We start from the raw sequence: 18,415 nt of genomic DNA, 5'->3' as shown, positions 1-18,415 counted from the left end.
CGTCTATAATATTGGCGAGGAATCTAGATCAAGGTTTACCCGTTTTTACTTTGACGATCTAAAAAGATTGAGTAACAGTATAAACAGAGAAAACCTGCCGCATTTGGCAGGTTTTTGCGTTTTAAGACCTTAATAAAAAAGAATCATTTTTGTTTACTGTTTTACGGGAGTTAACTATGAGTGTGGTCAACCGTCGCGATTTTCTTAAATTATCAGGTAGTGCGTTAATCGGCATCACTTTAGGTGGCGTTGCATTACAAGCGCAAGCTCAAGAACGTATTTCAGTAAATGACCCCACAGCCAAAGCACTGAAATACACAAACAAGTCGACAACAGAAGGCGCTAAGTGCGCTGGTTGTATGTACATTCAGGGCAAAGACGGTGATGATTGGCGCCCTTGTGCCATTTTCCCCGGCAAAAATGTGAATGCCAACGGCTGGTGCAGTGCTTGGGTTAAAAAGCCAGGCTAGTTCCTGGCATAATTTGCGTTGAACACTTAAAGAACATCGCAGGCTTGCAAACACACGCCTGCGTGTTTTAATTCAGCGGCTGTGCGGGCGCATTAAGCTCAGGGTCATCAAAACGAGAAGACCAGAAATGCGGCGTCATATCCACCTCTCTTGCCTGCTCTAATCCATATCCCACTTGTAGTACTTTGGCGTCTTGCCACTGGCCACCTAGTACACTAAAGCCGACGGGTAAGCCTGATACTTTGCCCATGGGAATAGTCACATGGGGGTAACCGGCAATGGCCGCCAAATAACCAATGCCTAAGAAGCCAACCGGTGAGTGGTCGCCGTAAACGGCATCAATCATAAACGCTGGGTTATTGCTCGGCGCCACGATAACATCCACTTGATTGTCGGCCAGTAGCTTATCTAAGCCCTCTGTACGAGTGGCATTTCTTACATACGCCAAAGCCGTTTGATACTGCTCACCCGTTGTACCTTCAGTGGCTTGAGCCTTTTCAAAAATTGACACATCAAACAGGCTTAGTTCACGTTCACTTTGCTTGTGAAGCGCGATTAAGCTCGCTAAATCTCGGGCAGGAATATCGGCTGGGCTACTGTGTAAGTAGTCGGCAATGGTGTCTTTAAACTCAGCAAGTAACACGTGATAGGAATGGCCCCAGAACTCGCTCTCCAACGAAAACGCCTCAATATCGACCAAGGTAGCGCCTTGTTGCTCAAGATAGGCCAAGCTTGCATTAAATGCCGCCACAATATCAGGGTTATCACCTTGGGCAAAACGCGCAACACCGATGGTCATCCCGTTTAAATCGGCAGAGGTCGGTATCAAAGACATCGTGGGCCGCGCATCAGACTGTGTAGCGACATCATTTGGGTCAACCGAAGCCATTACGTCTGCCATTAATGCTGCGTCTACTACGGTTTGCACCATAGGTCCGGCGGTATCTTGTGTACTTGAAATCGGCACAATGTGTGTGCGAGACAATAACCCTACCGTGGGTTTAAAACCCACAACGCCGTTCATAGCGCTTGGGCAAATAATAGAGCCATTGGTTTCTGAGCCAATGGCCAGTGAACTCAAGCGCGCCGCCATGGCAGCACCAGAGCCTGATGACGAACCACAAGCAGATCGATTCAGCATATGAGGGTTGCGAGTTAGCCCACCGACGGCACTCCAACCACTAATAGACGACTCAGAACGAAAATTTGCCCATTCAGAGAGGTTGGTCTTGCCTAGAATAATGGCGCCAGCAGCGCGCAATTGCGCGATAATGGGGGCGTCGCGGTGCGTGTTATTATTAAGTAACGCAATAGAGCCTGCGGTGGTGGGTAACTCTTTGGTTTCAATGTTGTCTTTCACCAAAACGGGGATGCCGTGGAGCGGCCCGAGAATGTCGCCCTTATCACGAAGCGCGTCTAACTTTTTCGCTTCATCGAGAGCATGAGGATTAAGACGCAAAATACTGTTTATCTTGCCATCCACCTGTTCAATACGAGTAAGATAACCCTGTACTAAATCTGCGGAGTTGAGTTGGCTGTTAGCGATGGCTTGAGCCTGTGCTTGTGCTGAGGCATCAAGCCAAGCGAGTGTAGCTTGGGATGTGGTTAGCGCTGCTTGTACCTGTTGTTCAGCGGAGTGAGTGGTGGGATCACCACAACCAGACAACGAGAGGAGTGAAGCTAAAGTCAACGCGATAGCAGTGCCAGGCTTTGCTCTCCCCAAAGCGGTGTGAGTTAACATGGTGCCGTCCTTATTATCATTACGTCACATCAAGTAACATAAGTTTATTATGTCAAAATTCACCATGACACAGCCCACTCACTTGTACAAGTTTCCAGCAGCGCTTTCTTTTTTTAAGTGTAAAACCACGGCGCATTAGGCCATAACGCAATTACAGCCGGTTATTGCGACGCCAACGGTTGTTGTGAGACTGGGTCTAGCTTATTGAACAAATTAGTCAGCGCGTACTTGTCGAGCAACGCTTGATAACGACCGTCTTTGATCATTTCCGTCAATACGCGGTTAAAACCCTCACGCAACGTCGGGTCGAGAATACCAGCCCGATACGCACTCACAGGAAACAAGGGATGTATATCGGTTTCACTTTGAAACGCTTTCGGCATTTGATGCTTTAAATAGCCGAAAATATGCCGGTCCATTATGGCCACATCGACACTTCCATGGAGTAATAAGCTCGCTTGACGCGCTTGCTGAGGCATTTCCAGATAGGCGCCATGCTGTTCAATCAAACGTCCAAATTCAGGCCCCAGAACAACGTGAGCGGTTTGAAAAGCCACAATACTGTATGGGCTTAGATCACCGATAGCGTCGAGCTGAATATGCCTACGGTGCAAGGTAATAGCAGCATTTTGATACACCACATAAACACGACTAAACACCGCTGGGTCAATATCATGCCTTTCGTTCATGGTGAGGCCAATGTCAGCGCTGTGGCTTTTCAGTAGCGCAGCAGTGCGGCCAAATGGTACGAAAATAGGCGTCATTTCGTGCCCAAGCTCTTTTAAAATTGCGTTGACCAAATCCAATTCAAAGCCACTTTGTGTGTCTGCGACAATGTAGGGAGGCTTAGTCCACCCCGCCAGTACCTCTACCTCTCTGGCCGAAGCATGGCCCACAATCATCAAAGAAAGTGTCAATATCGCGATTAATCGCATGATTCACCCAACACAGAAAGCCACCCATAGCATTTTGAAACACAAAGACTTTTTCAAACAAAAAAAGGAAGCCGTTGCATAATTTAGACACCGCAAAACCAGCATCTGATTTTGCCTATTCCTAATCCTTGCTACACTAGCGGCAAAGATCAACGTTTAGGTAGCAAGAAATGCCTTGGTTACAACTAAAGATTAATACGGAAGCAGAAAAAGCCGAACAAATTGGTGAAATGTTGTCCGCCAATGGGGCGCAGGCCGTGACGTTCGTCGACGCCAAAGACACGCCCATGTATGAACCAAAACCTGGCGAAGTCATGCTCTGGCCAGATACCCAAGTAGTGGGGTTATACGAAGCCACCGACGATATGGCAGCTATTGTAAAACGCCTTGAACAAGCCAAAATTCTGGGTAAAAACTTTAACCACAAAATTGACCCACTCGAAGATAAAGACTGGGAGCGCGAATGGATGGATAACTTTCATCCAATGCAATTTGGCGAACGTTTGTGGATCTGCCCAAGCTGGCGTGACATTCCCGATCCCGATGCGGTGAATGTGATGCTTGACCCGGGCCTAGCATTTGGTACTGGTACTCACCCAACAACCGCATTGTGTTTACGTTGGCTCGACAGCCAAGACCTTGAAGGTAAAACCGTTGTCGATTTCGGCTGTGGCTCTGGCATTTTGGCCCTTGCCGCACTGAAATTAGGAGCCAAACGCGTGATTGGTATCGATATCGACCCTCAAGCACTGCTGGCTTCCACCGAAAATGCCAAACGCAATGGTGTTGATGACCGACTCGAAGTGTATCTACCTGAACACCAACCAACGCTCGAAGCCGATATGGTGATGGCCAATATTTTGTCTGGCCCGTTACTAGACCTTCAACCAGTGATTACGGGTTATTGCCGCTCAGGCGGTAAAATTGTGTTGTCTGGCATACTCGCCGAACAGGTTCAACGCATCGAAACCGCCTATCAGACCGATTTAACCCTTGAAAAGAGTGCGATTGAGGGCGAATGGGCACGGGTTTCAGGGGTGAAAATCTAACCATTCGTCTCAAATTTATGCAGACTAGTCATTGAGCTATGTCTGCATAGTCTTTCATCAAACATCACCAAGCTCATTGATTTCACTACACTATTCCTGTCATAGAAGTGTAACTTGGTCAACGGAAGCCCATTTTGTCAAGCCCTCCGAGCGAAATTTTGTGTGATTTTTAGCCTTTTCAAGGCTTGCGAAAACACGTACACTTAGCGCCCCGTTTTAGCCATGCGGTTATTTTTCGCGCAATTATTGTTTGTTTATTATGCGGATTGGTAGTTACACGCTTGAAAACAATTTGATGCTTGCGCCTATGGCGGGCGTCACGGATCGTCCATTCAGACAGCTCTGCAAACGCATGGGCGCAGGGTTAGTTGTATCTGAAATGTTGTCGAGTAATCCACGTGTGTGGAACACTGCCAAATCGATGCAGCGAATGGACCACAGTGGCGAAGAAGGTATTCGCTCTGTGCAAATTGCGGGTGCGGACCCAGAGCTAATGGCAGAAGCCGCGCGCTTCAACGTCAGTAATGGTGCTCAGATTATTGATATTAATATGGGCTGTCCGGCGAAAAAGGTAAACAAAAAGCTCGCGGGCTCTGCCTTGTTGCAGTACCCCGAGTTGGTTGAGTCAATTGTGAAGGCCGTTGTTAACGCAGTTGATGTACCTGTGACCTTAAAAATACGCACTGGCTGGAACACAGAAAATCGCAATGGTGTCGATATTGCCACCATTGCTGAGCAAAACGGCATACAGTCGCTTGCGGTTCATGGGCGAACCCGAGCTTGTATGTACAAGGGTGAAGCTGAATACGACACCATTCGCGCAATCAAAGCGGCGGTTTCGATTCCTGTCATCGCGAATGGCGATATCACTTCACCGCAAAAAGCCAAGGAAGTGCTGACATACACTGGTGTAGACGGCGTTATGGTTGGGCGAGGCGCTCAAGGTAACCCTTGGATATTCCGAGAAATTCGCCATTACCTGGAAACTGGCGAATTACTCGCAAGTCCAACTCTGGATGAGCAACATCAGGTATTGCAAGAGCATATAACCAACGTGCAAGCGTTTTACGGTGGTGTGAACGGCGTTCGCATTGCTCGTAAACACGTAGGCTGGTATTTGTCGGAACACGATACGGATCGCAACTTCCGCAAACAATTCAATGCAATCGAGCAGGCAGATGCCCAGCTAATGGCTATTGACACTTATTTTAACGCGCTGCGTCGCGGTGAAACCCGACAGATTTCACCCGCAGCTTAGTACTGACTAACAAAAGAGCAAAATTGTATTATGTTCGATCAAAACGTGACATCTCCTTTTACGACTACTGTAACAACGCCTTCTCAAACTCAAGCGCAAAAGCCATTGCGCGACTCAGTTAAGCAAGCAGTTAACAAGTATCTTAAGCAGCTGGACAACACAAACATCGACAACCTGTACGAATTGGTACTGGCTGAAGTTGAAGCGCCGCTACTAGAAGAAGTCATGACCTTCACCCGCGGCAACCAAACACGCGCTGCCATCATGATGGGTATCAACCGTGGCACACTTCGCAAGAAGCTTAAGCAATACGGCATGAACTAAGAATTCCGGGCTTTGCCCACTCCAAGAGCACCAATAGGTGCTCTTTTTTGTTCTACTCTTTATTAACTCAAGTTAGCCTACAGCAAGAAACCACTATGCAAACGCCAAAACCCATTAAACGTGCTTTATTAAGTGTCTCTGATAAAACCGGTATTGTAGATCTTGCCCAAGCTCTGCATAACGCCGGCGTTGAACTGCTTTCTACAGGCGGTACGGCCAAGTTGCTCGCCGAGCAAGGTCTACCTGTCATTGAAGTGTCAGACCATACTGGTCACCCTGAAATTATGGACGGTCGTGTAAAAACCCTTCATCCAAAAATCCACGGCGGTATCTTAGGTCGTCGCGGTAAAGATGAAGGTGTGATGGAAGAGAACAACATTTCGGTCATCGACCTAGTTGTAGTTAACCTATATCCGTTCGCCGCAACCGTAGCAAAAGACGATTGCACACTTGAAGACGCAATTGAGAACATCGATATTGGCGGCCCTACCATGGTGCGCGCTGCTGCGAAAAACCACAAAGATGTCACGATTGTGGTAAATGCGAACGACTATACTCGTGTGCTTGCTGAAATGGGTGAGAACAACGGCTCATTAACGTACGCTACGCGTTTCGATTTGGCGATTAAAGCATTCGAGCACACGGCTGAATACGACGGCATGATTGCTAACTATTTCGGCGCGCGATTGGAAAGCACTGAGTGTGAAGAAGATTGCGATCACGAACACAGTGAATTCCCACGTACTTACAACGTACAAATGACCAAGAAGCAAGACTTACGCTACGGTGAAAACAGCCACCAGAGCGCAGCATTTTACGTTGAGAACCAGATTCAAGAAGCATCTGTGGCGACTGCTACTCAGCTTCAAGGTAAAGAGTTGTCGTTCAACAACATCGCTGACACTGACGCTGCACTTGAGTGTGTAAAAGAGTTTGAAGAACCGGCTTGTGTTATCGTAAAACACGCAAACCCTTGTGGTGTTGCGCTGGGTGATACGATCCTCGAAGCCTATGACCGCGCCTACAAAACCGACCCAACGTCTGCGTTTGGTGGCATCATTGCGTTCAACCGCGAATTAGATGCAGATACAGCCAAAGCAATTATCGACCGTCAGTTTGTAGAAGTGATCATTGCCCCCACTATTTCTGATGCAGCGGTTGAAGTAGTAGCCGCGAAGAAGAACGTGCGCCTACTTGCTTGCGGCAGCTGGGCAGGCCAATTGACCGACGGTTATGACTTCAAACGCGTTAACGGTGGTTTGCTGGTTCAAGAACGCGACTTCGGCATGGTTGAACAAGAAGACCTTCAAGTAGTGAGCAAACGCCAACCTACTGAAGCTGAACTCAAAGACCTATTGTTCTGCTGGAAAGTAGCGAAATACGTGAAATCAAACGCCATTGTGTACTGCAAAGACAGCATGACTATTGGTGTGGGCGCAGGCCAGATGAGCCGTGTTTATTCGGCCAAAATAGCCGGTATTAAAGCCGCTGACGAAAACCTAGAAGTTGCAGGCTCGGTAATGGCATCTGATGCCTTCTTCCCATTCCGTGATGGAATCGACGCGGCGGCTGCTGCAGGCATTAAAGCCGTTATCCAGCCAGGCGGTTCAATGCGTGATGAAGAAGTCATCGCAGCTGCTGACGAACACGATATTGCTATGGTGTTCACTGGCATGCGTCACTTCAGACACTAAGCTCATACCGTCACAACCATGACGTAAAAGTAACACAATCCTATTCGTTGGGATTGTGTTACGCTGGTTGCTGAATCAATCATCAATCGAGGATAAGTGATGTCTACATTTAGCCGTTGGATGTTAGCTACAGTATTAAGTACCAGTGCGTTGCAGGTGTCTGCTGATGCGATTACCGATGCGGTTGCATCTAGTGATCGCCCAGCACAAGCCAAGGTGCGCGATGAATATCGTCACCCACAACAAACCTTGCGCTTTTTTGGCATTGAGCCCAACATGACCGTGGTTGAGATTTGGCCCGGTGGTGGATGGTATACCGATATTCTAGCGCCGCTACTGGCTGAAAATGGTGAGTTAATCGCCGCTCACTTTTATGTTGAGAGTGACGAAGGCTACTATGCTCGCTCTTTAAAGAGCTTTAAAGAGAAGCTCGCTAACTACCCACCGTATAAAAACATCACGCTCAGTGCGTTCCACCCTCAAAAAGCCACAGACATTGCCCCCGCTGGCTCAGTTGATGCTGTGCTTACCTTCCGCAATGTTCACAACTGGTATATGGGTGAGAAAGAAAAAAGCATTGAAGCCGCGTTTGCATCTTTCTACAAAGCCTTAAAGCCAGGTGGTGTATTAGGTGTAGTGGATCACCGTTTGCCAGAATCGGCCGACGACAGCGCTCAAGAGCGCAGTGGTTACATGAAAGCATCAGTAGTCATTGCCGCTGCGGAAAAAGCGGGCTTTACCTTAGCAGCAAGTAGCGAAGTGAATGCTAACCCACTGGACACCACAGACCACCCTCGCGGCGTGTGGACATTACCACCAAGTTTGCGTTTAGGTGAAGAAAACCAAGCCCACTATTTGGCGATTGGTGAAAGCGACCGAATGACCCTTAAATTTGTAAAACCCGAATAGGTTACGGACAAAATTAATGAAAGTATTGGTAATTGGCGGCGGTGGCCGCGAACATGCGCTGGCTTGGAAAGCAGCACAATCTCAACAAGTAACAGAGGTGTTTGTTGCGCCGGGCAATGCGGGGACAGCAATTGAACCCAAACTGACCAATGTGGACATTTCAGCCACAGACGTTGCAGGTTTACTCGCGTTTGCAAAAGCGCAAGCCGTTGAACTGACCATTGTTGGTCCAGAAGCGCCACTGGTAATTGGTGTTGTTGACGCGTTCCAAGCTGAAGGGTTAACTATCTTTGGCCCAACCGAAGGTGCGGCACAACTAGAGGGCTCTAAAGCCTTTACCAAAGACTTTTTAGCACGCCACAATATCCCAACTGCAGACTATCAAAACTTTACTGAAATCGACCCAGCTATTGCTTATGTGCGAGAAAAGGGTGCGCCGATTGTAGTTAAAGCCGATGGCTTAGCGGCAGGTAAAGGCGTGATTGTGGCCATGACGCTGGAAGAAGCCGAAGAGGCCATTCGCGATATGTTGGCGGGGAATGCGTTTGGTGATGCCGGCAGCCGTGTCGTTATCGAAGAATTCCTTGATGGCGAAGAAGCCTCGTTCATCGTGATGGTCGATGGTAAAAATGTGGCGCCTTTTGCCACCAGCCAAGACCACAAACGCATGGGTGACGGCGACTCTGGCCCGAATACAGGCGGTATGGGTGCATACTCTCCTGCACCGGTTGTTACACCAGACATCCACCAGCGCATTATGGATGAAGTCATTAACCCAACCGTTGCGGGTATGGCCGAAGAGGGTTATCCCTACGTTGGCTTTTTGTATGCGGGCTTGATGATCATGGCCGATGGCACGCCAAAAGTGATTGAATACAACTGTCGTTTTGGTGATCCAGAAACACAGCCAATCATGTTGCGTTTGCAAAGCGACATTGTTGAGCTTTGCATAGACGCATGTAAAGGCGAACTAGCAGGCAAAACCATCAACTTTGACCCCCGTGCTGCGGTAGGTGTGGTGTTAGCGGCGGGTGGTTACCCGGCTGACTACAACAAAGGCGATGTAATTTCCGGCTTAGACGCCGCTGCAGAACTCGACGGTAAAGTCTTCCATGCTGGCACATCTTTGAAAGACGGCAAAGTCGTGACTAACGGCGGCCGTGTACTTTGTGCAACCGCACTAGGTAACACCGTGACCGAAGCTCAAGCTCAAGCGTATAAGCTCACCAAAGCCATTAGCTGGCAAGATGTGTACTATCGCAACGACATTGCGTACCGCGCTATTGCTCGTGAGAACGGCTAACCAAACCTGACTATATAGACAAGGCGGTGATAACACCGCCTTTTTTCTATTCCTCATGAATTACTCGTGAATGCGTAGCCACTCAGCACACTGAGTGAAAAACCATAAAAATGAGCCTTTATGTTGCGAAACAAAGGGTAAAATACTCTAACTCACCTAAAAAACCGTAAAACATGATACGTCGAGCTGTATAGACTCAATTCACCGCAAATGCTATTATCCCGAGCCTAAGAAAGCGCCAGAGATGTGCGCCACGTCGTGATATAGATAAAAGATCAGCGGGAAGATAATTGTCAAAATGGATGTGTGTTTTACTATTAGTGATATTGCCTCCTGGCAATTTGGTAAAAGCAGCGCTGAATCGCCCACATCTGCATTACCAGCATTAGATGCAAAAGGGTGGCCGAAGTTAGAATGGGTTCCTCCTATGCAACGCCGTCGCCTCTCGCCTTTTATGAAAATGGCACTTCATTGTGCTCATGAAGTCACAAATAATCTCGACACGCCATTACAGTCTGTTTTTGCTTCTCGTCATGGCGATCTAACGAAGACATCACGCTTACTCACTGATCTTGCTCGCAAAGAGGCGCTGTCGCCTACAGAGTTTAGTTTATCGGTACACAATGCCGTGTCAGGGCTGTTCTCAATACTAAGCAAAAACGAACAACCTAGTACAACCATAGCGGCTGGCGAGAATACCTTCATTATGGGGCTTATCGAGGCGAGTGTGCGGTCAGCAGCGCACAACGAGCCAGTTTTATTTGTTTTAGTAGACCAAGCCATGCCCGTACCTTTTGATACATTTGCCGGTGAGTCTCAAGAAAGCTACGCAATAGCGATGGTGATAAATACCCACCCAACAGACAACAGTACGTACCGTTTAACGCGCAAAACAGCAGGTGCAAAAACTTCGCCTCAAGCACCATTCGCTATACAATTTATGGCACAACACTCTGCCCATCATCAATGTATTACGCTTAGTAGCGAGACAACTGCCTGGCAATTGGAGGTGGTACAATGATGAAATCACTGAATTACCTCTGGCGAGTATTTGCTACTGGAGTGTGCTTTTCAACATTTGGTTTGGGCGGCCTGTTGTTGTCTATCACGGTTATTCCTATTTTAAACCTGACGATTAGAGAAAAAGAAAAACGCCAACGAATTTCACGTCATTTGGTTCAACGTACCTTTGGCTTTTTTCTCGCCATTATGGCCGCGTTAGGGGTAGCAAAATTTACCATCAAAGACCGTGAGTACTTGGCTTCATTGAAAGGCAAGTTGGTGATGGCAAATCACCCGTCTTTGATCGACGTAGTGGTGCTTATTTCGTTGATCCCCAATGCCGATTGTGTGATCAAATCAGCATTGTTACGAAACCCATTTATGCGCCAAATCATCAAGGCTACGGGCTATATAAGTAACGGCGATCCCGAAGCTGTTTTACTCGCCTGTGAGCAAACACTCAACAAAGGCAACAATCTCATTATTTTTCCTGAGGGCACACGAACCACCCCTGGGCATCCACCCAAATTACAACGCGGAGCGGCCAGCGTAGCCCTGCGATGTCAGGCCGACGTAGTCATCCTCAATATTCGCGTATTCCCAACCACACTCACAAAAGATAAACAGTGGTATCAGGTGCCAGAAAAACGATTTACCTTTAGTGTGGCAGTGAGTAACAATGCCCCTCGACCCCAAACAACAACAACAATAAGTAAAGACACGCGTCATTACACGCGTGTGCTTGAAGAATTTTTAACTAAGGAAGTACAGCAATATGAGTGAGTTAAAGCTCGAACTAAAAACACTCATCATCGAAACGCTCGATTTAGAAGACATCACGCCGGAAGACATTGTCGATGAAGAACCCCTGTTTATTGACGGATTAGGGCTCGATAGCATTGATGCTTTGGAATTAGGCCTTGCATTGAAAAAACACTTTGATGTGAAAATAGACGCGAATTCAGCAGAAACCAAAGCTCACTTCGCTACGATCAACAGCTTGGCCGCCTTTATAGAAACACAAAAGCAATAAATTATGAAAACACAAGACGAAATTTTCCAAATGCTCTCGGACGTGCTTGTTGAAGACTTTGAAATTGAAGCAGACGACATTCACGCTGAAGCGAACTTATATCAGGACCTAGATCTAGACAGCATTGATGCGATTGACTTGGTTGTAAAACTACGCGAAATCACTGGCAAGAAAATTGAAGCCGAAGCCTTCAAAAAAGTACGCACAGTGCAAGACGTTATCAACGAAGTTGATAAACTCATTAATTCATAATGATGAAACGAGCGCTACTGTGGGCGTCTATGCTTATCGCCATATTTTACCCTGTGGTGGTATATTTTGGCATCCAGCTTTTTGATGCCCGTTGGTTGGCGCTAGTGTTATTTTCGATACTCGTTGCTAGGCTCGTGTTACAAACATCACCGTTTCCCAAAGCGATGAAGCTTGTACTTGGCGCAAGTTGCTTAATTCTGCTGACGAGTGTTACCCACAACACCTCGTTTGGTATTAAAGCCTATCCCATCCTTATCAACCTCGGATTGCTGGCAATATTTGCACTGTCATTGAGGCAAAAGCAATCCATGATAGAACGGTTGGCGCGATTGAAAGAGCCCGACCTGCCCGAGCGCGGTGTGCACTATACCCGGAAGGTTACTAAAGTATGGTGCGTATTCTTTGCTGTTAATGCAACTATCAGTGCCTACACCGCGGCTTTCCTGACATGGGAAGCGTGGACATTTTACAATGGGTTTATTGCGTATATCGCAATCGGTTGCCTTTTTGCCGGTGAATGGCTAGTTAGACAAATTATAAAGATCAAAGAGGCGTAACGTGTTCTCTCAAGTTAACAAGGCAGTATTGTTTCTGCTGAATGAACACTCGATTTCATTTTCGCAATGGCAACAGGCTGTCAACTTATACAGAGCCAAGGTGAAAGCTTGGCTGGCACAAAACAACGCGCCAACCTCAGTGTTGCTATTCAGCCCTTGTCCATATGAGTTTTCAGTCCGTCTTTTTGCCCTTGCACAAGAAAATGTCAACGTGGTGCTCCCCCCCAATCCACAGCCCGATACATTGGCGCAATTGAGTCAGTTCGCCAGCGGGTTTTCGGGTACGGTTGAGTGCCCTGACAGCTTGTTCAATATTGAATCCTTGGTTACTGACAACCAAGATGCACTTCACCTAGATGATGAAATTCACTGGCCAGAAACATCGACGTTAACATTTTTTACGTCTGGCTCCAGTGGCATGGCAAAGCCAATTGAGAAACATTGGTGGCAGATAAACCGAGAAGTCGACAACCTGCTTGAGCATTTTGACATGGCTGCATCGCACTTTATCAGTACGGTGTCACACCAGCATATCTATGGGTTGTTGTTTAAGCTGCTCGTTCCTCTCAAACAGGGCGCGTGCATTCTGCCCCAATGTTTGTTTCCAGAAGATATCTTGGCGCAGTGTCAAAAGGCTAACGTACAACGTGCTATTTTGGTATGTAGCCCAGCTTTTTTGCAACGCCTTTGTCTCGATAATGTGCTCATCGATTACCAACAAAAAATAGCGATGCTGCTGTCTTCCGGTGCGCCATTAGCCGACGCCTGTGCAAAAATGATCATGCAGCAACTCAATGTGCCCGTAACCCAAATATACGGCAGCACCGAAACGGGTGGGATTGCACATCGACAAGTGATAAACGGCAATGAATATTGGCAGCCTTTTGCAGGCATTACACTGAGTCACCACGCCCATGACCAACGACTCATACTGCAATCCATTTATCTGTCAGAGCCTTCACGTACACTTGATGACAAAGGTGCATTAAATGAAAAAGGGGAGTTTACTTTATTGGGGCGGGCCGACCGTACCGTGAAAGTAGAAGACAAACGGGTAGATCTAGAACATATGGAGTCGTGTTTACGCGACAATGCATGGATTCAAGAATGTCGACTACTTATGCTCAACGGCCAAAGAGCGCAATTAGCGGTGGTTGTTACATTAACCACTTCTGGTGTACAAGCATTGGAAGAACAGGGTAAACGACACCTCACCCAAACTCTTAAAACCCATTTATTGCAGCAGTTTGAACTCGTTTGTTTGCCCAAAAAGTGGCGTGTAGTGACTGCACTACCGTATAACTCTCAGGGCAAATTGATCGCGTCAGAATTGGAGGCTTTATTTTGACAACCCTTCACCATATTACGCCTCAAGTACGCTCAGTTGAGCACACAGAAGCCGGCGCGAATCTTCAAATATTCGCCGATGAGTCGCTCGACTATTTTGCTGGTCACTTTCCACAACAGCCTATTCTCGCGGGCGTTGTGCAGTTGCATTGGGCGGTACAATACGCATTCGAACATCTGTCGTTGACTTCACATGTTGTAGAGAGTGTAGAGGTACTTAAATTTCAGGTTGTGATTCCACCTAATACTGAGTTGACCTTGTCACTGACAAAAAAAGCGGCGAATAAATTCACGTTTAGTTATTCATCTGCATTAGGCGTACATGCCTCAGGAAGGGTTAAAGTCTGTGAGTAAGTATTGCTTTATCATTCCCAATTACAATCATCACCAACATATTGAACACGTTATCGAGCAACTCAGCGAGTTCAATTTACCCGTACTGTTGATTGATGATGGCAGTGCAGAGGAAACCCAACACGTATTACAAGCGGTGGCTGCAAGCCATCAACATGTAACCCTACTTCGCCATGAACACAACCAAGGGAAGGGCGGCGCGGTGCAAACCGGTTTATTGGCCGCTTTTAAACAAGGCTTTGACTACGCAATACAAGTCGACGCAGATGGCCAGCATTGTATCAGTGACATTAGTGCCATGTTGGCTATCAGCCAACAGCATCCTCAAGCGGTGGTAAGCGGCAAGCCATTGTTTGATGACAGCATTCCCAAGCACCGTTTTATCAGTCGGTATATTACGCATTTTTGGGTTTGTATCGAAACCCTTTCAACCTCGCTGGCCGATACCATGTGTGGTTTTAGAGTGTATCCATTAAAAGCCTGTATCCAGTTAATGGATAAAACCTCGCTCGGAAAAAGAATGGATTTCGACATCGAAATCTTAGTTCGACTGTATTGGCAAGGGGAAAGGGTGATTTTCCATCCCACTAAGGTGATATACCCAGAAGACGGAGCTTCTCACTTTAAACTAGTTAAAGACAATGTGTTGATTTCTTGGATGCATACACGCTTGTTTTTTGGCATGTTACCGCGCATCCCCAAGTTATTAGCGCGTAAGTGGACACGGCACGAATGACGCACTCAACCCATTGGTCCAATATACAAGAACGAGGCAGTGTGTTTGGTATGCGCCTGTTGTTGGCTATCTACAAATTAGCCGGGCGTCGCGTGTTGTTATTGGTACTGTCTCCCGTTGTTTTTTATTTTTACGTTACCGGCACCCACGCTCGTCAGGCTTCTGCCTCCTTTTTACAACGCGTAAAAGCCGTTAAGCCTGCCACACCCACTGGCTTTTGGGTTGGTTATCAACACTTCTTATCGTTTGCTAATTCCGCATTTGATAAAGTTGATGCATGGCTGGGAAAAATCACCTCAGAAGACATTCATTATACTAACCCAGAGCTATTCCAAGCGCTGAACCAGGATAAACGCGGCGCCATTTTTATTGGCTCGCATTTGGGCAACCTTGAGGTATGCCGAGCGCTGAATGCGAGCAAATACAACACGCCGATCAATGTGTTGGTATTCACTCAACACGCTATTAAATTCAATGCTTTACTGCAAAAAGTAAACCCTGATGTGGGAATAAATATGATTGAGGTCAGTGAACTCGGCCCCGATTTGATGATCTTGCTGAAGGAGAAAATAGACGCGGGCGAATCGCTTGTTATTGTTGGTGATAGAACAAGTACATCAGTAGCGGGTAGGGTAAGTTACGCCCCCTTCTTAGGCCAAGACGCCCCGTTTTCGCAAGGCCCCTTTATTCTTGCGGCATTACTAGAATGCCCTGTGTACTTGCTATTCTGTTTCAAGCAGCAAGCGCGCTATCATGTTATTTTTGAGCGTTTCAGTGACCAGTTGTCGCTACCGAGAAAAACCCGTAAACAAACACTCGCTAATGTCATTAATACCTATGCTGCGCGACTTGAACATCACGCGCTCGCTTATCCTTTGCAATGGTTTAATTTTTATGACTTTTGGCAACAAGATGAACACGTTGCAAGACAAGCAACACCCAAGGAGAGATAATGACAAGCCGTAATATTGTCTTTGGAAATAGTCAATTATCGATAGAAGATATTGTGTCTATCGCCACTAATCATGCCGATGTATCACTGAGCAACGATGAGCAGTTCACACGTAAAATAGATACCGCGGTGGCATTTTTAGATCGGCTATTAGAAGAAGATGGCGTTATCTATGGGGTGACAACTGGTTACGGTGATTCGGTCACACGTGGTGTGCCACTGCACCTCGTCAACGCATTACCCCTTCACCTTTCTCGTTTCCACGGCTGTGGTTTAGGTGATTTTTTCACTGAAACTCAAGGCAAAGCAATATTAGCTGCGCGCTTAGCGTCATTAGCGAAGGGCTACTCTGGTGTAAGTTGGGACCTACTCCATTTGTTAGTTGCCATGGTTAACAACAATATTATTCCCGTTATCCCCCAAGAAGGCTCTGTCGGGGCAAGTGGAGATTTAACCCCGCTCTCTTATGTGGCAGGTGCGCTAGCCGGAGAGCGCGATGTTTATTGTGCAAATGGCCAAATACTTCGCTCTGATCAAGCTTTAGCGTTAGCAGGGCTATCCCCTATTACCTTGCGCCCCAAAGAAGGCCTCGCAATAATGAACGGCACCGCAGTAATGACTGCAATCGCTTGTTTAGCCTTTGACCGAGCCAATTATCTGCAACAAATGTGCAGCCGGGTAACGGCTTTATGTAGCTTAGCCCTCAAAGGCAACAGCAATCACTTTGACGACATCTTATTCTCACTGAAACCGCACAGAGGCCAACAACAAATTGCCTCTTGGATCAGGCAAGATATTAATCATCACAAGCACCCGAAAAATTCGTCGCGACTTCAAGATCGCTACTCTATTCGTTGCGCACCGCATGTTATCGGTGTGCTCGCAGACGCATTACCTTGGCTAAGAACCCTGATCGAAAATGAGCTCAATTCAGCCAACGACAACCCGTTAATCGACGGTGAAGGCGAACACGTGCTGCACGGCGGCCATTTTTACGGTGGTCATATTGCAATGGCAATGGATACACTGAAAACCGCGGTTGCTAACCTCGCAGACTTGGCAGATCGCCAGCTCGCCTCCTTGGTAGATACTCGCTATAACAATGGTTTGCCGTCGAATCTGAGCGGCGCCGACGAAGCAACACGCTTCATCAACCACGGCTTTAAAGCGGTCCAGATTGGCGCGTCAGCTTACACAGCAGAAGCGCTTAAACTCACCATGCCAGCCAGTGTCTTTTCCCGTTCAACAGAGTGCCATAATCAAGATAAAGTGAGCATGGGGACTATTGCGGCACGTGATGCATTACGTGTATTACAGCTCACAGAGCAAGTCATTGCCAGTACCTTACTGGCCGCAGTACAAGGGTTGAGACTGCGCATTGAGAATGATGAAATCGCGAAAGACGCGTTAACATCTGGTGTTGTAGAAATGTACGACGATATTACTGGCTTTTTCGATAAGCTTGTCGATGATCGTCCGCTAGACAATCTACTGCGCTTCACCGTTGATGCCATTCAACAAAAACGCTGGAACATTTATGAATAGCCGAAAGAGTTTACTAAGCGCACACGCTGTCATTGAAATCCCATTCCATGATTGCGACCCTATGAACGTGGTTTGGCATGGTAATTACCCGCGCTACTTAGAAGTGGCGCGCTGTGAACTGCTGCGAAAGTTTAACTATGACTACCCACAAATGGTCGAATCTGGCTATATGTGGCCTATTGTCGACATGCAAATTAAGTATGTCGCCTCAGCCAAGTTTACACAGAAAATTGTCGCCACTGCCTATTTGAAAGAGTATGAGAACCGAATAAAAATTGATTATCTTATCACTGATGAGGCGTCAGGCAAAGTCATTACCAAGGCCTATACCGTTCAAGTGGCCGTTGACATCCAATCTCAAGAACTTCAGTTTGTCAGCCCTGACGCTCTGTTAACACGGTTAAAAGAGGTATTGTAATGCGAGCTTTTGCCTGCCTTATTGCTGGCTTATTTAGCGTACTGTGCGCGGCCGCAACTCAAAACACAAGCGACGAACTCACGCTCCCTAATTTCGTTGTAAAAATGGGTGAGAAAGGCAGGTTTACACAACAAAAGTACTTTGCAAAATTGTCCAAACCCTTTGAGTCAAAAGGGTACTTTGTGCTGGCCCAAGACGAGCTGGAATGGGTAACCGAAACACCAGTAAAACAACGCTTAGTGTTCAGAAACGGTCAAGTGAACATGACAAACGCGGCCGGTGTGTTAGAACCGGTACAAGGCGCGCAACCTTTTGTTGCCGTGCTTGCGGCCATGCTTTCGAGTGATATTGCCGCACTGCGCTCACATTTCAGCATCTCTGCAACGAGTGATACGTGTGCTCAACTGCTTCCCAAACAAGGAGCGTTAGCATCGGTGTTCAGTCAAATTGAGATGTGCACTGACAATCTTTCATCGTCGATAACTTTGCACGACAGTGGCGGTAATCGCACTGTGATCACGCTCGCGCCCCAATAA

At 47.2% G+C, this 18,415-nt stretch carries 21 protein-coding genes; 19 read left to right on the top strand and 2 right to left on the bottom strand.

From position 1 onward, the window contains the following. Positions 1–176: 176 nt before the first annotated feature. A complete protein-coding gene (locus tag ACXAH6_RS04455; protein WP_474875432.1) occupies positions 177–470 on the top strand; it encodes a high-potential iron-sulfur protein in 294 nt (97 codons plus the stop codon). Positions 471–537: 67 nt separating this feature from the next. Here ACXAH6_RS04455 and ACXAH6_RS04450 read toward each other — a convergent pair whose 3' ends face one another. Beyond that, complete coding sequence (locus ACXAH6_RS04450) at positions 538–2,211, bottom strand: amidase (protein WP_474875431.1); 1,674 nt, start codon at positions 2,209–2,211, stop codon at positions 538–540. A gap of 161 nt (positions 2,212–2,372) precedes the next feature. Continuing rightward, on the bottom strand, positions 2,373–3,146 hold the full coding sequence (locus ACXAH6_RS04445; RefSeq protein ID WP_474875430.1) for a substrate-binding periplasmic protein: 774 nt from the start codon (positions 3,144–3,146) through the stop codon (positions 2,373–2,375). Between the two features lie 170 nt (positions 3,147–3,316). Here ACXAH6_RS04445 and prmA point away from each other — a divergent pair, with 170 nt between their 5' ends. The 18 genes from prmA (at position 3,317) to ACXAH6_RS04355 (ending at position 18,415) form a co-directional block, all read left to right on the top strand. Then, positions 3,317–4,195, top strand: a complete 879-nt coding sequence (gene prmA, locus ACXAH6_RS04440) for a 50S ribosomal protein L11 methyltransferase (protein WP_474875429.1) — start codon at positions 3,317–3,319, stop codon at positions 4,193–4,195. Between the two features lie 259 nt (positions 4,196–4,454). Next, on the top strand, positions 4,455–5,453 hold the full coding sequence (gene dusB / locus ACXAH6_RS04435; protein ID WP_474875428.1) for a tRNA dihydrouridine synthase DusB: 999 nt from the start codon (positions 4,455–4,457) through the stop codon (positions 5,451–5,453). 30 nt (positions 5,454–5,483) lie between these two features. Further along, a complete protein-coding gene (fis, locus tag ACXAH6_RS04430; RefSeq protein ID WP_073317897.1) occupies positions 5,484–5,777 on the top strand; it encodes a DNA-binding transcriptional regulator Fis in 294 nt (97 codons plus the stop codon). Between the two features lie 95 nt (positions 5,778–5,872). Beyond that, the gene (purH, locus tag ACXAH6_RS04425) at positions 5,873–7,471 is read left to right on the top strand and encodes a bifunctional phosphoribosylaminoimidazolecarboxamide formyltransferase/IMP cyclohydrolase (RefSeq protein WP_474875571.1); all 1,599 of its coding nucleotides are present in this window, start codon (positions 5,873–5,875) and stop codon (positions 7,469–7,471) included. Positions 7,472–7,570: 99 nt separating this feature from the next. Beyond that, positions 7,571–8,380, top strand: a complete 810-nt coding sequence (locus tag ACXAH6_RS04420) for a class I SAM-dependent methyltransferase (protein ID WP_474875427.1) — start codon at positions 7,571–7,573, stop codon at positions 8,378–8,380. 16 nt (positions 8,381–8,396) lie between these two features. Then, positions 8,397–9,683 carry a phosphoribosylamine--glycine ligase gene (gene purD / locus ACXAH6_RS04415; RefSeq protein ID WP_474875426.1) on the top strand — a complete coding sequence of 429 codons (1,287 nt, stop codon included), beginning with the start codon at positions 8,397–8,399 and terminating at the stop codon, positions 9,681–9,683. A gap of 298 nt (positions 9,684–9,981) precedes the next feature. Continuing rightward, positions 9,982–10,704, top strand: a complete 723-nt coding sequence (locus ACXAH6_RS04410; RefSeq protein ID WP_474875425.1) for a beta-ketoacyl synthase chain length factor — start codon at positions 9,982–9,984, stop codon at positions 10,702–10,704. Next, the gene (locus ACXAH6_RS04405) at positions 10,701–11,468 is read left to right on the top strand and encodes a lysophospholipid acyltransferase family protein (protein WP_474875424.1); all 768 of its coding nucleotides are present in this window, start codon (positions 10,701–10,703) and stop codon (positions 11,466–11,468) included. Before ACXAH6_RS04410 ends, ACXAH6_RS04405 begins: the two co-directional genes overlap by 4 nt. Further along, on the top strand, positions 11,461–11,718 hold the full coding sequence (locus ACXAH6_RS04400; protein WP_474875423.1) for a phosphopantetheine-binding protein: 258 nt from the start codon (positions 11,461–11,463) through the stop codon (positions 11,716–11,718). Before ACXAH6_RS04405 ends, ACXAH6_RS04400 begins: the two co-directional genes overlap by 8 nt. A 3-nt stretch (positions 11,719–11,721) precedes the next feature. Beyond that, positions 11,722–11,970 carry an acyl carrier protein gene (locus ACXAH6_RS04395; RefSeq protein ID WP_474875422.1) on the top strand — a complete coding sequence of 83 codons (249 nt, stop codon included), beginning with the start codon at positions 11,722–11,724 and terminating at the stop codon, positions 11,968–11,970. Further along, entirely contained in the window at positions 11,970–12,527 is a 558-nt protein-coding gene (locus ACXAH6_RS04390; RefSeq protein WP_474875421.1) for a COG4648 family protein, read from the top strand. The genes ACXAH6_RS04395 and ACXAH6_RS04390 overlap by 1 nt, the downstream gene beginning before the upstream one ends. Before the next feature lies 1 nt (position 12,528). After that, positions 12,529–13,875, top strand: coding sequence for an AMP-binding protein (locus ACXAH6_RS04385; RefSeq protein ID WP_474875420.1), 1,347 nt, complete (start codon positions 12,529–12,531; stop codon positions 13,873–13,875). Further along, positions 13,872–14,228 (top strand): ApeI family dehydratase, encoded by a 357-nt coding sequence (locus tag ACXAH6_RS04380; RefSeq protein ID WP_474875419.1) that lies wholly within the window; start codon positions 13,872–13,874, stop codon positions 14,226–14,228. The genes ACXAH6_RS04385 and ACXAH6_RS04380 overlap by 4 nt, the downstream gene beginning before the upstream one ends. Then, the gene (locus ACXAH6_RS04375; RefSeq protein ID WP_474875418.1) at positions 14,221–14,964 is read left to right on the top strand and encodes a glycosyltransferase family 2 protein; all 744 of its coding nucleotides are present in this window, start codon (positions 14,221–14,223) and stop codon (positions 14,962–14,964) included. The genes ACXAH6_RS04380 and ACXAH6_RS04375 overlap by 8 nt, the downstream gene beginning before the upstream one ends. Then, on the top strand, positions 14,961–15,917 hold the full coding sequence (locus tag ACXAH6_RS04370; protein WP_474875417.1) for an acyltransferase: 957 nt from the start codon (positions 14,961–14,963) through the stop codon (positions 15,915–15,917). Before ACXAH6_RS04375 ends, ACXAH6_RS04370 begins: the two co-directional genes overlap by 4 nt. Beyond that, positions 15,917–17,461 carry an HAL/PAL/TAL family ammonia-lyase gene (locus ACXAH6_RS04365; protein ID WP_474875416.1) on the top strand — a complete coding sequence of 515 codons (1,545 nt, stop codon included), beginning with the start codon at positions 15,917–15,919 and terminating at the stop codon, positions 17,459–17,461. The genes ACXAH6_RS04370 and ACXAH6_RS04365 overlap by 1 nt, the downstream gene beginning before the upstream one ends. After that, positions 17,454–17,879: an acyl-CoA thioesterase gene (locus tag ACXAH6_RS04360; RefSeq protein WP_474875415.1), complete on the top strand. Its 426-nt coding sequence runs from the start codon at positions 17,454–17,456 to the stop codon at positions 17,877–17,879. The genes ACXAH6_RS04365 and ACXAH6_RS04360 overlap by 8 nt, the downstream gene beginning before the upstream one ends. Continuing rightward, positions 17,879–18,415, top strand: a complete 537-nt coding sequence (locus ACXAH6_RS04355) for an outer membrane lipoprotein carrier protein LolA (RefSeq protein ID WP_474875414.1) — start codon at positions 17,879–17,881, stop codon at positions 18,413–18,415. The genes ACXAH6_RS04360 and ACXAH6_RS04355 overlap by 1 nt, the downstream gene beginning before the upstream one ends.

Source organism: Alteromonas sp. ABE4_545 (assembly GCF_056161325.1).
The sequence above is the reverse complement of the archived record's forward strand: the minus strand, read 5'-3'. Positions and strand labels throughout refer to the sequence as shown.